The sequence below is a fragment of the Bremerella sp. TYQ1 genome (assembly GCF_020150455.1).
GTDB lineage: Bacteria > Planctomycetota > Planctomycetia > Pirellulales > Pirellulaceae > Bremerella > Bremerella volcania_A.
On sequence record NZ_CP083740.1, the window covers coordinates 3,300,722 to 3,316,909 of the forward strand.

Sequence of the window (16,188 nt, forward strand, 5' to 3'; positions counted from 1 at the left end):
GAAACCAGTCGTGAACGATTCCATCGCTTTGCGGTCGTAAGCTACGCCAAGCTGGCAAGCTGCGAAAGGATTGCCGAGGGGGATTGGACTTTGATCGGATGCTTGCATGAATTTCCTAGCATAAACCCTACCCTGCGATTGCTTGCAGGGGTCGCACGTTGGAAATCAACTCGCTACATTGCCAGTGTGCATGGATTCAGAAGCCCTTGTATCTTCAACCAGTTAGGTGACCGCGATGAGCCAGGCTGAAATGGCAAGAACCGAGGACGAAAACGTGACAGCACCAGTCGAACTCTCCGCCGAGAAGCTGTACGAAAAGTGCATGTCTTTGGCTAACAATTTGTGGTGGACCTGGCAGCCAGACGTTTTCAACCTGTTTCGAGATCTCGACCCCATTCGCTGGCGACAGTTAGATCACAATCCGATCGCGCTGCTTCGCGAATTCACTCCGGAGCGACTGGAAACACGCGTGGCGGAAATGGTGCTGTATAGCCGCATCAACCACGCGTATCGCCGACTGAAAGAATACATGGCCAGCAGCACCCCTTGGGCTGATACCCATGCTGGTGTGCTCGGTGGTAAGCCGGTCGCTTACTTCTCGGCTGAATTCGGTATTCACGAATCGATTCAGATTTATTCCGGCGGTCTCGGAGTTCTTTCCGGCGACCATATCAAAAGTGCCAGCGGACTGGGTGTTCCATTGGTCGCCATCGGCTTGTTCTACGATCAGGGCTATTTCAAGCAGCACCTGAACGAAGAAGGCTACCAGATGGAAGAATACCTCGACACGAAAGTTGAGAACCTTCCGATGAAGCCAGCCACGGATCCCGATGGCAAGCACATCACCGTCACCATCGAAATGAAAGATGGCAATCTGCTGGCGAAAGTCTGGCAGATGAATGTCGGCCGCGTGCCGCTGTTTTTGCTCGACTGCGACGTCGAAGGCAACAGTCCTGAAGATCGCGAACTGACCAGCCGCTTGTATGGTGGCGACGAACGCACGCGTATCCGTCAGGAAATGGTGCTTGGCGTCGGTGGTATCAAAGCCTTGAAGGCCCTCGGTATCACCCCAGGCGTTTATCACCTGAACGAAGGCCACAGTGCTTTTGCTACGCTGGAAGCTGTTCGTGATCATATGCACGAAGATGGCATGAGCTTCGACGACGCCCTTCGCGAAGTCGCTAAGCGTACCGTCTTCACGACGCACACGCCGGTTCCCGCTGGTCACGACCGCTTCGATGCCGGCCTGATCGAAGAACACTTGGGCCAACTGCGTGAATCGATCAACATCTCGCACGAACAACTGATGGGCCTTGGCCGCGTCGATACCAACAACCAGCACGAAACGTTCTGCATGACGGTTCTCGGCCTGAAGGCTTCGCGTCGGGCAAACGCCGTGAGCCAACTGCACGGGCACGTTTCCCGCAGCATGTGGGCTCACCTCTGGCCATGGCGAGTCGAGGAAGAAATTCCGATTGGGCATATCACCAATGGTGTGCATATCCCATCGTGGATCGCCTGGCAGATGCTGCAACTTTACGATCGCCACTTCCCCAGTGGCTGGTACGAACGTATGGGTGAATCGGACGTGTGGCAGCATATCCACGACGTCGACCCAGGCGAACTGTGGGAAACGCACGCCACGCTGAAGAACTTGCTGTTGCAGTTCGTACGTCGCCGTATCTCGCGTCAATGTCGTCGCCGAGGTGAGAGTGATGAATCGGTGGAACGCGCACGAACCGTGCTGGATCCGAACGTCCTGACGATCGGGTTCGCACGTCGCTTCGCCACCTACAAACGCGCTGACTTGTTCATGTCGGATGTCGATCGCTTGGTCGAGATGATGAGCGATCCGAATCGTCCGGTTCAGTTCATCTTCAGTGGTAAAGCTCACCCGAAAGATGAGCCAGGGAAAGCGAAGATCAAGAAGATCCAGAACCTGCGACACGATCCGCAGTTCCGCGATAAGATCGTCTTCATCGAAGACTACGACATCAATGTTTGCCGCCACCTGATTCAGGGCGTCGACGTCTGGCTGAACAATCCACGTCAGCCGCTGGAAGCATCCGGAACGTCCGGCCAGAAAGTCGTTCTTAACGGTGGTTTAAACTGCTCGATTCTCGATGGTTGGTGGGCTGAAGCCTACGATGGCCGCAACGGCTTTGCCATCGGCACCGGTCGAACTCACACCGATTCGGCCAAGCAAGATGCCCGCGACGCGGAAGACTTGTACAAAGTGCTCGAGAACGAAGTCATTCCGCTGTACTACGACCGCGACGTCGACGGTTTGCCGCGCGACTGGATCAAACGCATGATGTACAGCATCAGCACTTCGGCTTGGCGATTCAGTGCTCACCGCATGGTCGCTGACTATACCAAGCTGTGCTATGTGCCAGCCGCTGGCGGTCTCAGCAGCCAAATGCCTACCTAATTAGGCCGATCGCAGATCGAACGAAGTTTCATGAAAAGGACCCGAATTATTGGGTCCTTTTTCTTTGCGCCTGAACATAACGTAGCGACAATATGGGTGTTTTGTGGAGGTTTGATCAAATCCTGAGAATTCGACCTGACACGAGACATCATCGTTGACATAATAAGTGTCACAGGATGGCCACTCACCCCCCGGACGTAGCCGCTTAGGAGCGTTCATAGGGTGAATCCACCCCGAGACGAACCCGCGCGTCTCGTTGCAACAACCACATCCTCACGGCAAATACCTTTTTCAACGTCCTATCCGCCCTGGGCATGGTGAATTTGATGAAACTGGATCGTTTTATTGGGGCATGGCTTCTTGTCCCGCTGCTTCTCGCAATCTTTCCGCTTGTCGCCGAAGCAGGAAAATACAAAGTTGGCGACGTCGTTCAGGTCTACGACGACTGGCGAAACGAATGGAAGAACGGCACCGTGGTCGATATCAATCGCCGTGGTGAGTTGCTGATCGAAACCTCTTCCCGGTTGAGCCTCAAACGCGATGTCTACCACCCCCGCGCGGTGCGTTTTGCGTTTGAAGATGGTGCCGTCGGACCGGCCCGAACTTGGAAAGATGCTTCCGGTTCGTTCAAAGTCCTTGCTGCTCCATTAGGCGTTGAAGGGGAAATGCTGAAGATCCGCAAAGAGGACATGACCGAGTTAGAAGTTCCGATTGCCAAACTCAGCGAATCGGACCAAAGCTACATCGAGCGATTGAAACGTGAGATGGGTAGCGCGATTACTCCCGTTCCAGAAAACCTTCCGGCCGAGCGTTTCTCGGAATCAGGATCCGGCAACACGATCTCCTCTTCCTTCGGTGCCGGGGATGGCCGAATTGCCATTCTGCCAGACCCACTCCCTGCCTATATGCGACTTCGCGAAGGGGGCGTCGCGTTTGGCCGAACAGACGCCAGCTTCTGGGGTGAAGAGTTCGGCGTGATCATCCCTGTTGGTGGTCCGCAGTCGCTGATCCTTGCTTCCGGCGAAGTCCATCCACGCTGGTCGCACCGCAATCAAAAACCAATCACGCGTATTTTGTGGATTTCGGTTTCTGAACAAAAAGTCATCAACGAGCAGAAGTTGCCCGAGAACGAATTTGTTCTCGACTATCACCCGCCGACTCATCGGCTGTTGACGTACAGCTATACCAAGGGTGACGTACATGCTCGCGATAAAGAAATCGCCTTAGCGATCTGGGAAGTTCTTCCGACCGATGAATCGGTGAAGCCTGTCGTTCGCTGGGAAACGAGCCCGAGCGAAGGCCTGAAGGACACACCCTATGCTCGACTGATCGATGGCAACACGGTCCTGCAGCGGCGGAACGATGGCGAGTACGTTGGCTGGGACATTGCCGGAAAAACGATCGCCTACCGTTTCAAGCAAGAGTCGTTCTTCAAACCGTTGCCGACGTTCAGTGGCTCGAAACGTTACGGGTTTCTGCCGGAAGATAAGAAGGTTCGTGTCTTTGAACCCCTGTCAGGAACGACATTGACTTCGCTTCCTGCTCCGAACGGATCGAACGCTATCGCCGTCAGTGAAGATGGCAAACGTGTCGCGGTGCTCGACAGAAACCAGATCACTGTCTGGGATTTGACCGACGCCTCGAAGCAGCCGCTCAAATATCATGCCGACCAGATTGGCAGTGCCTCGGTGAACGATCTCTTCTGGCTTGGAAACGACAAGCTTATGGCAACGGCTCGTGGAGAAATGTATCTCTTCAGTCTTCCCCAGCGAATCGTGCTCTGGAGCTATCAATTCCAAGGCAAAACGCAGCGGGGTGCGGCCGAACGCCCCTTGGTTCACGTCATCAACGACCACTTGGTTTACAGTGCGATCGTCGAGGACGACAACGGCAACTCTGGCTTGGCGGTAGGCAACGTCCGACTGCCTGGCCCGAAAGTGATGGACGTGTTTGATGGGATCAACCGCGAAGATCTCGAGATCATCAAACCAGGTACGCGTATTCGCTTGGAGGTTCGTTGCGGCGACGAAATCAACCAAGACGTTTACGTCGCACTGAAAAAGAAGATCGAAGAAAATGATTGGATTCTCGACCAGGAGAATCCCTACGCAATCATGTACGCTGATGCGGAACGTCAGAATTCTGTCACTACCGAGTATGTTGTTTCCGGGCCGGGGGTCTATCGTCGCGAGTCCGTGACTTACACTCCTAATCTCTACAAACTCAAGATCGCCGTTAAGGACGAAGACCTTTGGAGTAGCCAAATGCGAAGTGGGCTACCACCCTTCATTACGATTCGACCAGAAGAATCGATTCAGTCACGTGTGCCTGGCTACGAAAAGCTTAGCGTTTCCTACTTCGAGAATGTCGACCTACCAGCGAGAGTCATGCATCCGCAGTATGCTCGCGGTTTGGGAACCACCGATGTCACGACGCGAGGACTCATCGCAGGCGACCTGAAACCACCACCCAAATTCGACGACGAAGAAACGACCGATTCGCAGACCAATGCCCCAGCAGGGAACACGCCGGATGTTCTTCCTCCAAGTGGTTTCGGGAGCGGCGGTAACGAACTTCCTCCGAATGGATTTGGTAGCGCCCCGGACGAAGAGCTTCCCCCCAATGGGTTCGGCAGTCCCGACGCATTGCCACCCAATGGATTCGGCAGCGAATAGAGAAGCTTGAATTAGTGACGCATCCAAGGGTGAACGCGATCTCGATCGCATTCACCCTTTTTTATTGGCAAGCACCTACGGCTTGATAATCAGGTCGCCAATCTTCTTTCCCGTATTAGCGTACATTTTGTGCCAATCTTGAATGTTCGGGAATCCATCGAGAAACACCTGAATGAATCGAGTCCAATCGGTCGGTTGAATTGTCAAGCAACCGTCCGAGCCACGCGAGTTGTATTGACCATTGTGCACATTGATCCCTTGCGAAGTTACCTTGGCAGCGTTGTCACTTGTCACAGGAACCGACTCTCGCATGTTGACCAACAGCCCTGCCCGAATGCCTTCCCACTTCACGACCAGGTCTTTGGCTTCCTGTTGAGCCTTGTTGCCACCCTTGTGAAAACCGATATGCAGCGGATAGGTACCATCCACGACGCGGCCCTTTCGTGTCATATCGTCCGGCCAAATCGACCCGCGGAAGCTTCCCCCGACGCCGCCTCCGGAAAGAATAAACTTCGATTCGTAAAGTCCTTCAAACGTATGGGCGATATTACCCTCACGCTTGGTTCCTTTGGGAATCAAACCACCATGCTGCACGGTCAACGTGATGTTGCCGCCGATCGGTGTTGGAGGAGGTGGGGCCACAGCGCCGATGATCGATGTCATCGTGTTCCATGTCTTACCATTAACGTCGATCCGCGAGTCCGGCCGCGCGAGTCCTACACGCTGCGATTGAAAATGGGTGATCGCTTTGACCGTACTGGAAAGTGCTGCCGTGCGAGCGATCTTGCCATCAATCCCTTTCGGATCGAACAAGGGATTCATGAGTTTACGCGTGATTTCGGTTAACATTTTCTGCACCGTGGTCACGTCCGCTGCATGATTCACCGCTCCACTTTCGTAACTTCCTACCGATGCACTGATCTGCCACATATTTCGGTTCCTCCGATTGTTTGATAAGTCCCGCGTCGTGCAGGTTATCGTGAGAGACCACACAATGGTTGCTAGAAAAATGGTTCGTGCAGCAAGAATTTCGAACTCTGAACATCTTCGCATTGCCGTCGGTAGCGAGGACAGTCATAGCGAGTACCGATTAACCACTCCGGTTACGTATCATCACGTAGAACGATTTCTTAACCTACCATCGAGGCAGTCATGAGCCGTGTGCATGTTGCGATCACCCACCAGGCGAAGCCAGGAAAAGAAGCAGAATACGAAGCTGCTTTACGAAATTTCGCACGGGAATCGCTTCACGAGCCAGGAACAGCTGGCGTTTTGTTGTTAGCCCCTGTTCCGGGAACCCATGGGTGCGAGTACGGAATTCTGCGTTCGTTCGAAGATCAGTCGTCCTGCGACGCGTTTTATCAATCGGAGCGTTTTCGTCAATTTCACGAACTGACAAAACCATTGGTGGTGGAAGAGGCAACACGCCGAAAGCTTCATGGCTTAGAAGCATTCTTTCGTGATCCACGCACCAGCCCTCCACGCTGGAAGATGGCCATCATCACGTGGCTTGGTGTGTTTCCTTCGGTGCTGTTCTGGGGCACGCTGCTGCCCCCGTACCTGACGGCAATCCCCAGCTTAATGACCGTTGCCCTCACGACCATGTGCGTGACCATCACGCTGGCCTGGGTCGTCATGCCGATGCTGACGAAGGTTTTCGCCCCGCTGCTGCACCCGCCGATTTCGCACGTGTCGATCCTGGATGAGGACACCTAACCCCCTCGAATTAGCCAATCAGCACCGCACGCCAAAACCGACCTCCCCACCTTCGGATGGCTCAGCATCCAAAAACACTCCTTCAATATGGCATTTTTGCCATTTCATATGCCATTAGCCCACTTCACTCCATTGCCGGTAGGAAGAATCGTTCTAAACTTAAGATATTTGCGGAATAATTGAGAACTTTTGCAACTCAAACAGGAACCGACGAGAATGCGAAGAAGAGGCTTTACGCTTGTCGAATTGCTGGTGGTGATCGCGATCATCGGCGTACTGATCGCGTTACTTTTACCAGCCGTCCAACAGGCCCGAGAAGCAGCTCGCCGAATGAGTTGCAGCAATAATCTCAAGCAAATTGGCTTGGCTCTACACAATTACCACGACACCCACGGCACGTTCCCGCCATCTTCGATTGCCGGTCGCTGGAACACGGGTGCCCACGGTCCGACTGCTTGGGTCTGCCTGTTGCCGTACATTGAACAAGGAGCGTTCTGGGATCAAATCCGTACAACGTCCAACGACTTCAGCATGACGTTCTGGCTTGGTTCCACAGGCTCTGGTCCGCTACGCAACTTGGTCAAAGACATCGAAGTCCAAGGCTACTCTTGTCCTTCGAGTGCCCTTCCCCGCTTTGGAACCGCTGGCCCTTCCGGAGATCAAGTTCAAGTCCACAAGACCGACTACATCCTGATCGCTGGAAGCGATAACCACATCAGCACTGACTTTGCCGCTTACAACAGCAGCTCGGTCTCGGATGGTGGCGTGTTCCGAAACTTCGTCGGGACCAGCTTCCGTGATATTACCGATGGTACGTCGAACACGATCTGTGTCTCCGAGCAATCTGGCTTCACCGTCGATGGCACCAACAAAACGTTTGATGGACGCGGGCATCCAGTAAGTGGTTGGTACATGGGAGCCAAGATTATTGCTCGCCCTGATGGCACTGACGATTCATGGGGAACCGACGACCGCTGTTGGAACATTACGACCGTGCGTCAAGGCATCGGTACCAACATCATCGGTGGCAATTGGGCGAAACCGCTGGCCTGCAATACGCCCATTCAGTCGGCCCATCCTGGCGGAGCATTGGCGATTGTCTCGGATGCTTCGGTTCGCTTTCTCCCTGAAACTCTGGATATCAACGTCGGCAAGAACCTGGCCGATCGAGATGATGGAAACGTCACGCAACTACCGTAATTGTTGTGTCAACTGTTGCATGGCGAGCTAACTCGCCATGCGGTTTCGATTGCCCATCTTCTTCCCCATCAGATCGAATGTTTAAATACGTTTCGTTTTTCGCTTTGCTGCTTTTCATGATTGGCTGTGGCCCGTCCGGCCCTCATCGAGTGACCGTTACCGGTCAGGTTTCGCTGGACGGCAAGCCTGTTCAAGGTGGTTCCATTTCCTTTGAAAATACAGCCACAGGTCACGCGGCACGGGGCGATATCGGCGACGGCAGCTACGAAATCGCGGTTCCTCCTGGCGAATACAAAATTGCCGTCGAACCTTCTTTAGTGGAAGTTCCTTCGAGAAACCCCAATTCGCCGCCGACGACGAAGTACGCCGACAACATCCCCAAGAAGTATCACTCGATTCGTACTACCGATCTGAGTGCTGACGTTTCTGACGACAAAGCGTCGTTTGACTTCGAGTTGTCGAAGTAAGTGACCGGCGTTTCGGTTGGAACCTGTTCCGGAATGGGTTCTCTTTTCAGATCGAAAAATGAATCGAGCGTGACGAGCACCAACATCATCACGCCGACGATCAACTTGCCGACGGTGCCGAGGATCCTGCCGAGAAACGCTCCTTGGCCGATCGCCATTCGTTCTTCACGGGTCTTTTCGCTTTTGTGTTCGCCTAGCCAGGCCCCTCCAAACGCGCCGAGCGCCCCGCCTAGCAGCGCACCAATCATGGTTCCCAGTAGCGGAATGAAACTTAGCAAGACGGCCCCTGTCAGGCTGCCGATGAACGCCCCGACGATCGACAGAAAGACACCCCAGCGGCTGCCTCCCTGCTTAGCGGCACCTGCGGCTCCGGCCAAGAATTCGACCACCTCGCCGACGACGGCCAGCACGGCGACTACGATGACGACGGTCCAGCTGACCCGCGGATAATAGTCCGGCGGAAGAAAATAAGCGTAAAGCACGGTGAACAACAGCAAAATCCAGTTGCCCGGCAACGTGATGAATGTTGTCAGCCAGGCAAAACTATTGAGCAAAGCAAGTAGAACTGCGGCGAGGTAAACCATGGGGGGCGTTCACTTCCTGGGGTACGATACAGGGTTGCCGTTTCGTTATTCGTCGTGACTGCTGAATTATTACCGATTCAGCGGCGAGGTGTACGGGTCTACGCATACCGTGTTCTCACCCGATTTCACACGCGTTGCCCCCTTGATATAATTTCGCGCCTTACGTTCACCAAGTTTGCCCCGGGGGTTTTTGGCCAAAATGGCTGCCCCAGTATTCCTCAGGAGATTGCCGATGAGCATCAGCGCGTTCATGGAGAAGCACTACCGCCATTTCAATGCACGCGAGATGCTGGATGCGGCCAAGACGTATAAGTCTATGGTCGAAGGTGGCGGCAAGATGTTCATGTCGATCGCCGGCGCAATGAGTACCGCTGAATTAGGCATCTCGCTGGCCGAGATGATCCGCCAAGACAAAGTCCACGCTATCAGCTGTACTGCGGCCAACTTCGAAGAAGATTTCTTCAATCTCGTTGCTCACGACGAATACGAATTGTGCCCGAACTACCGCGATCTTTCGCCGGAAGAAGAATTGAAACTTCGCGACGGTGGATTCAATCGCGTGACGGACACTTGTATTCCGGAAACGGTCATCCGTCACTTCGAGCACAACTTGCTGGAATACTGGAAAGAAGCTGACGAGAAAGGGGAACAACATTTCCCTGTTGATTACTTCTTCCGCTTGCTGAAAGATGGCAAGCTTCAAGAGCATTACCAGATCCCCCCAGAAAACAGCTGGGTGCTCGCCGCTTATGAAAAAGGCATTCCCGTCTTCACCCCTGGCTGGGAAGATTCGACGCTGGGCAATATCTTTGCCGCTCGTGTTTACGATGGCACGCTGTCGACCCACAACGTCATTCACCCTGGCACTCGCATGATGCAGGATTTGGTGAAGTGGTACTTGGAGCATGAAAAGAAAGGAATCGGCTTCTACCAAATCGGTGGTGGTATCGCCGGCGACTTTGCCATCTGTGCGGTGCCGCTGATCCTGCAAGACCTGGAAATGCGGGACTCGAACTTGTGGAGCTACTTCTGCCAGATATCTGACTCGACGACTTCGTTCGGATCGTACAGCGGTGCGGTACCGAACGAAAAGATTACCTGGTACAAGCTCGGTAAAGATAGCCCGAAGTTCATGATCAACTCCGACGCGTCGATCGTTGCCCCGCTGATGTTCTCGTACATCCTCGGCCAGTAAGATCTCGCGAGGTCTCAAACTAGAAAGAGGCTGCCAGCATTTCGCAGGCAGCCTCTTTTTTTAGTGAACGAGCTTGCTGCGACTCAGCTCCAAGGTCCCTGCAGCTTTCCGCCACGCATGGACTGAAGCCCACGCACTTGAACACGATCCTGATTCTTGAACGAAATGACGGGGCTTAATCCCAGCTCCATCAGCTTGGCGAACTCTTCGTCCGTCAACAGGTGCTCGCCACAAGGGTAGGCATCGCCATCGTCAGCCGGATCGTAATAGAGCGGCAAGTCGCCGAACTGGGATACCGCAGATGTATCGAGCCCCCAGCCTGATTCGTTATAGCCTTGGGCGATTGCGGCACAGGCCAGCCACACAGGACTTCCCCATGCCAATTGGCTTCCGCCTGGCTGCGAGACCTCTTCAAACGAGAAACGGTCGGTTGATTTATACTTCTTTCCATACGGCAACCGCAATTGAACGCGTGGCCAAAGCCCTGCCACGTTCAACATCGGTCGCGTCATGCGATTGGCCTGCCAAAAGTCATGGACCGCGTCGTCCATCTTAAGCCAGTCTGGCTTGGTGGCTCGAAGCTCAACTGCGGCAGCAGCCCCAGCGTTTTGACACAGATCTCCCAGTTTCGCGGCTAGGATTAAGTCGTCTTGATTCACGCCCAATGGAAACAAACAGCCAACCATTCCCCAAGGAATTGCTCCTGGCGTTTTGGATGGCTTCGTAATCGTCTCGGCCAACCAGCCGCTCTGCCAGTCGTCCGATTCGAGTGCTTCTCGAAATCTTTGAGCCGAGATGTCCAGCACGTAGAACTTAAGCTTCGCGTGCGTCTCGATCTGAAAAGTTAGCCACCGCAGTCCACGCCAGTTCATTTCCAACGAACGAAACTTAGGGCTACGCAGGACCAACCGCATCGATTCTTCAATCGCCTGATCCACGAGGGCAACCAAATCATCCTGGCGTGGATCGACTTTCTGGATGTTGCTCCCGGCAAGCACCTCTTGTATGAACGCCTCCCAATTGCCTGTTTCCAATGGCGAACCGCTGGCGTCGTGCGATTGAGAAAGTACGTCTGCGAAAAGATCTTCCGACCCTGGTGCCGCTGCCGAAACACCGGACGCTTCGGTCGCCTCTGCTGCGGAAGAAACTTCCGACGATCGGGCCCAGCTCATCACTTCAGCTGCGGCCGAATCAAAGTGCTTGGGGTTCAAAAGCCGACGTCGCAGTGTTCGCAAGTTTTCAAACAGCGATAACTTCTCGAATAGTTCGTCCGGCTCGAAATCTTCGAACTCGTGGAATTCGATCTGCTCGGTCTGGCCATCAGCCGAAGCGAGAATTCCATTCAAGCAAACGCCTAATTGCTCTGGCAATTCATACAGATTGTCGCGATCGACGCTCACGGTCTTCGCTGCATCATCATGCACACTGCCTCGGAAATTACCGATTAACAAAATGTGCAGCGGCGTCTTTTCGTTTACCTCTGGCGCATGACTGCGCGAACCCCCGACTTGAATCTCCGCCATGATGTCCCCCGAGGCTGTCTTCCTAAATTGGTATCGAGATGTTCGTCTATTGCGATTGTTCGACGACGCGATTCATGCCTAGCTTTTTAAGCGATTCCGTCCAAGGCTTCTTCGTGAACAGTTGCCAACTATCAGGCATGTCGGCAACTTCGGTGAGGACGCCTTGCACGGAGTCACCCAGCAGCTCATCGATAATTTCCTGGTCTCGCTGCGAAAGAAAAGTCGTCAGCAAGTTCGGCGAAAAGATGGCAAAGAATTGTGGCCCAGGCCCTGGTGCCGGCAGGTCTCCCCGCGTCGGAGCAAACAGCCCTTCCCGGAAATGCTCGACGACTGCTTTCGGGTCACCGTGGGTGAACAAGCAGCTGATGGCATCCATTCCCCACAACTCTTCAATGATCTCGCGGAACGGCTCCAAGTCTTCTGGGCAGTAAAGCATCGGTCCACCGAGCGCGGCGAACTTCTCGTCCAGATCACCCCGCAGAGGCACTCCTGCCAGGTCCTCAGGAATGCTCTTCTCCGCTCGTAGAAAATGAATCGACAAGACCGGCTTTGCAAGCTTCGATAGTTCACGGATCAAAGCGAACGGAGAAAACGGAACCTGAGGCACACCCTCGATAATACTGTGATAGACAGGGTAGTTCGACTTAGCGATCTCTTCCTGGAAGCAAAGCCCACGAATCGACGTGATAGGCGTCGGTTTCTCAGCAGCCGGTTGCTCCTCAGAAATCGAGGCTGGTGGCGTCGACGAAGCGTAGTCTGGATTTCGCCAATCGGCTGGCGATTCCGGCCGTTTCGGTTCGACAAAGTTTGGTGAATCGCCTAACGATTCATCTGGTTTCTCAAATGTGGGTGGGGGCGAAAACTTCGCGGCCGGCTCTTCCTCGTCCGAAAAGCCTATTAAATTAAGGTTACCTCCGACGGGCCCTTGCTGATTGGTAAACGACGGCCCGCTCGGGGGCGAAAAGGATGGAGGTCCAAGCTTGGGGTCGTCTTCCGGATCTTCCTCAAAGTCGAGAGCTGGACCAATGCTCGGACCGAAATCGTCCGAACCGAAATCGAGATTCGGATTCGCTCCCTGGCCGAAGCCCCCTTTGTTTTCCCACGGCGGCACGTTTTGGCTTCCGGGCGGGAAAGACTTGCCAGGTTCTTCAGGAGGGAAATTTGTAAACGATGGAGGATCATCCGGCTCGTCAAAGTTCACATAGTTGCCGGGCGGAGTTCCGGGCGGTAACGGGTGATCAGGCGTCGGCGGAAACGATTCAGGATTCTCGAAGTTGGGGGGCTCAGGCGGATCGATATTCGGTGGAGCGTTCCCCGGAGCAGCACGATCAAACGGTGGTGAATCAGATCGGGCAGGATTCGCCGGCGGAAACTTGCCGGGCGTTGGCTTTATATCTCCCGGCAAACCAGGTGGCGGACCAATGGGCCCTTTATCGACGCCTCCTTTTGCGAATCGGAAAACCGGACCATCCGAACCTCCACGCTTGGGCGGCATGCCCGGTGGAAAATTGCCGGGTGAATCATGCGGAGCACCTGGCGGCAAGGGCTGCGATTGGCCGGGCGTAATGGCCGGCGGAGCTGACTGACCCCATGGTGGGTTTTTGCCCGCGCTGTGAGGTGGCATTCCCGGCGGTTGGCCAGGAACTGCGTCAGCGGTCGGAGGATCGAAGTTTGGCGGTGGAAAACCGGGCGATTCTCCTCCTGGAGGTATTTCGAGATTGCCACCTACCGGAGGCATAGGAGCTCCTGGTGGCACCGGGGGTCCCGCAGGAGCTCCCGGTGGAAGCGGTGCCCCAGGGGGCTGCGATCCAGGCACTTCTGATTGGGGAAATCGAGGGTCCTGTTCAATATTCGCCTGACTACCGAATGTCATCGACATGAGCGAGCTGTTCTTCACCGGCTCGAAATTACCCACGTTTGTCGATTCGTATGGATTCTTCGCCCCGCCATCAATCTTCACAAGGAACTCGGTTCGCCCGGCGTAGATCTTCTGGCCATCGCGGATGACGAGCCCTTCTTTGACAAAGTCGTCGTCGACACGTGTTCCATTCCGACTATCAAGATCTCGCAGCCAGCAATATTTGCCGTCATTGCGAATCTCGAAGTGTTGGCCAGACATCATCACGTCGTCCGAGAAAGCTTCGTCCGAGAAATTCGTCCGTCCGATCTTGCACGTCTGATCTCGCGGAATTCTGATTTGGCGTCCGACTTCCGCGCCGACGACCACCTCGAGGACAACCAACATGATGTAGAAACTGTGCCTAATTTAGGGAGAATGAGTCCAAAGTTCGATTAGATCAGTATCGAAGTACCTCGTCAAACAATTACGTCGCAACGACTTCGCACAATGAAGTCTAAAACAGCTTTGCTACAACTGCGGAACGAAACTGTTACCCCGATGCCGATACAACCTGCATGTACGTCATGATCGCGCATATCGCGTGATTCACCCCAACTGTCTCGTTGACTGCAATCGCCAAGAATACCCCGGAAAACCGGAAGAATTCGTCGAGTTTTCCGACTTTGCCCACGACACCCCGCCGGATTGTGGGAAGAATAAAACCTTACTGGCTCAAGGGCGATTTGGCCCTGATTACCCTCGTCCATTCTTCTGACCCCCTTCGTGAAAGAGCTCATGAGCACTGCGGACAACCTGCAACAGCAATCGCTGGCCGAAGAAGAGTACAGCTACGACGTCGTTCCTTACCCGAGTCATCCCTTCCGCCAATCCCATCCGGAACGTCTTGCCTCGGTGGGCAATCTTTTTGGGATCAAGCCTGCCGATATTCATAACTGCCGTGTACTGGAAATCGGCTGTGCCGCCGGCGGTAATCTGATTCCCATGGCAGAAGGCCTGCCTGATAGCAAATTTGTTGGTGTCGATCTCTCGAAGAAGCAGATCGAACGAGGACAACTCAACATCGATTCGTTGGGACTGACCAACATCGAATTGAAATACATGAACTGTGTTGACATCGACGAGTCGATGGGCACGTTCGATTACATCATCGTACACGGGGTGTTCTCTTGGATTCCGGAAGATGTCCAGGAACGTATCTTCGAGATCTGCCAGAAGCAACTTAGCGAAAACGGAATTGCCTACGTTAGCTACAACACCTACCCAGGGTGGCATCTTCGCGGCATGATCCGCGACATGATGAACTATCATGTGCGCAACCTGAAAGATGCTCCGCGTCGTATTCAACAGTCGCGTGCGTTGCTCGAATTCCTCGCGAAGAGCGTCTCGGCCGACAAGGGTGCCTATGGGATGCTGCTCAACAACGAACTGCAACTGCTGCGTCGTCAGTCCGACAATTACCTTTTCCACGAGCACCTGGAAAAGGACAATACACCGATTTATTTCCACGAATTTATCGAGCGTGCGAAAGCCTACGACCTGCAATACCTCGGTGAGTCGCAGTTGGCAACGATGTGGATTGGCAATTTCCCCAAAGACGTTGCACAAACGTTGGAACGTATCGCTCCCGATATTGTTCAGCGCGAGCAATACGCCGACTTTGTCCGCAACCGAACTTTCCGCCAAACGTTGCTGTGCCACAAAGATGCTCCCGTCTCGAGAGCATTGAAAATGGAGTCGCTTGAAGGGGCGCACGTCGCCGGCAATTTGGACGAACAGATCGAAAAGGGCAAGCAGCCTAAGCCCGGCGATCCACGCACGTTCGTCAATCCTTTGACCCGCCAAACGATGACCACGCAAGACCCACTGGTGATCGAAACGGTGATGAAGCTGAGAGAAGCCTTCCCTTGTGCGATTTCTTTTGAAGACTTGTTCCAGCATGCGATGGACAAGATGGTCGACGGGGTGATCGCCGACGCGACGAAAATCGAAGCCCTGAAGCGCTCGCTGGCGACCAACATCATTCACATGACCGTCAGCGGGATCGTGGAACTGCAGTACAACCCTTCGCGGTATACGGCAGACATTCCGGAGTTCCCCAAAACGTCTGCCGTGGCTCGGATGCAGGCCGAAAGCACCAACCGCCTGACCAGCTGCCGTCATGAAACGGTCACCGTAGACGACTTATCGAAGCATCTCGTGCCGCTGATGGATGGTACACGTACCAAAGACCAGCTTGTCGCAGAGTTAAAGCGGCTTGTCGACGAAGGAAAGCTCGTCATCCAGCAGAAGGGAGAACGCCCCGATAGCCTCTCGATGGATACCGTGATGGATAAAGCGGTTGACGAAGTGCTGAGCCGGGTCGCAAAAGCAAGCCTGCTCGTGAAGCAAGATTAAGAACCTGGAAAATCTCATTCCCCAGGAAAGCGGACCGAGAAAACTTGGTCCGCTTTTTTCGTTCTTGTACGCTGAGAACCGATTGTCTCGAGCACGTTGTCTTGAATCGCTGGACGGGTGTGATTTAATGACCGATGGTGGA

General features: G+C 54.1%; 11 protein-coding genes. 7 read left to right on the forward strand and 4 right to left on the reverse strand.

What is annotated here, in order from left to right; all coding sequences use genetic code 11:
* Nucleotides 1-235: 235 nt before the first annotated feature.
* Nucleotides 236-2,431, forward strand: coding sequence for an alpha-glucan family phosphorylase (glgP, locus tag LA756_RS13195; RefSeq protein ID WP_224440343.1), 2,196 nt, complete (start codon nucleotides 236-238; stop codon nucleotides 2,429-2,431).
* Nucleotides 2,432-2,757: 326 nt separating this feature from the next.
* Entirely contained in the window at nucleotides 2,758-5,106 is a 2,349-nt protein-coding gene (locus LA756_RS13200) for an SHD1 domain-containing protein (RefSeq protein WP_224440344.1), read from the forward strand.
* A gap of 75 nt (nucleotides 5,107-5,181) precedes the next feature.
* On the opposite strand, the gene LA756_RS13205 is transcribed toward LA756_RS13200, so the two are convergent.
* Nucleotides 5,182-6,036: a hypothetical protein gene (locus tag LA756_RS13205; protein WP_224440345.1), complete on the reverse strand. Its 855-nt coding sequence runs from the start codon at nucleotides 6,034-6,036 to the stop codon at nucleotides 5,182-5,184.
* 222 nt (nucleotides 6,037-6,258) lie between these two features.
* Between LA756_RS13205 and LA756_RS13210 the strand changes: the two genes are divergently transcribed.
* The 3 genes from LA756_RS13210 (at nucleotide 6,259) to LA756_RS13220 (ending at nucleotide 8,489) form a co-directional block, all read left to right on the forward strand.
* On the forward strand, nucleotides 6,259-6,822 hold the full coding sequence (locus LA756_RS13210; RefSeq protein WP_224440346.1) for an antibiotic biosynthesis monooxygenase: 564 nt from the start codon (nucleotides 6,259-6,261) through the stop codon (nucleotides 6,820-6,822).
* 216 nt (nucleotides 6,823-7,038) lie between these two features.
* The gene (locus LA756_RS13215; protein ID WP_224440347.1) at nucleotides 7,039-8,022 is read left to right on the forward strand and encodes a DUF1559 domain-containing protein; all 984 of its coding nucleotides are present in this window, start codon (nucleotides 7,039-7,041) and stop codon (nucleotides 8,020-8,022) included.
* 77 nt (nucleotides 8,023-8,099) lie between these two features.
* On the forward strand, nucleotides 8,100-8,489 hold the full coding sequence (locus LA756_RS13220; RefSeq protein ID WP_224440348.1) for a carboxypeptidase-like regulatory domain-containing protein: 390 nt from the start codon (nucleotides 8,100-8,102) through the stop codon (nucleotides 8,487-8,489).
* On the opposite strand, the gene LA756_RS13225 is transcribed toward LA756_RS13220, so the two are convergent.
* Entirely contained in the window at nucleotides 8,411-9,073 is a 663-nt protein-coding gene (locus LA756_RS13225; protein ID WP_224440349.1) for a DUF456 domain-containing protein, read from the reverse strand. The genes LA756_RS13220 and LA756_RS13225 overlap by 79 nt on opposite strands.
* 232 nt (nucleotides 9,074-9,305) lie before the next feature.
* On the opposite strand from LA756_RS13225, the gene LA756_RS13230 reads away from it, so the two are divergent.
* Entirely contained in the window at nucleotides 9,306-10,268 is a 963-nt protein-coding gene (locus LA756_RS13230; protein WP_224440350.1) for a deoxyhypusine synthase family protein, read from the forward strand.
* 83 nt (nucleotides 10,269-10,351) lie between these two features.
* On the opposite strand, the gene LA756_RS13235 is transcribed toward LA756_RS13230, so the two are convergent.
* Nucleotides 10,352-11,791: a type VI secretion system contractile sheath large subunit gene (locus tag LA756_RS13235; RefSeq protein ID WP_224440351.1), complete on the reverse strand. Its 1,440-nt coding sequence runs from the start codon at nucleotides 11,789-11,791 to the stop codon at nucleotides 10,352-10,354.
* 46 nt (nucleotides 11,792-11,837) lie between these two features.
* The gene (locus LA756_RS13240; RefSeq protein ID WP_224440352.1) at nucleotides 11,838-14,036 is read right to left on the reverse strand and encodes an FHA domain-containing protein; all 2,199 of its coding nucleotides are present in this window, start codon (nucleotides 14,034-14,036) and stop codon (nucleotides 11,838-11,840) included.
* 390 nt (nucleotides 14,037-14,426) lie between these two features.
* Between LA756_RS13240 and LA756_RS13245 the strand changes: the two genes are divergently transcribed.
* The gene (locus LA756_RS13245) at nucleotides 14,427-16,046 is read left to right on the forward strand and encodes a methyltransferase regulatory domain-containing protein (protein WP_224440353.1); all 1,620 of its coding nucleotides are present in this window, start codon (nucleotides 14,427-14,429) and stop codon (nucleotides 16,044-16,046) included.
* Nucleotides 16,047-16,188: the final 142 nt, after the last annotated feature.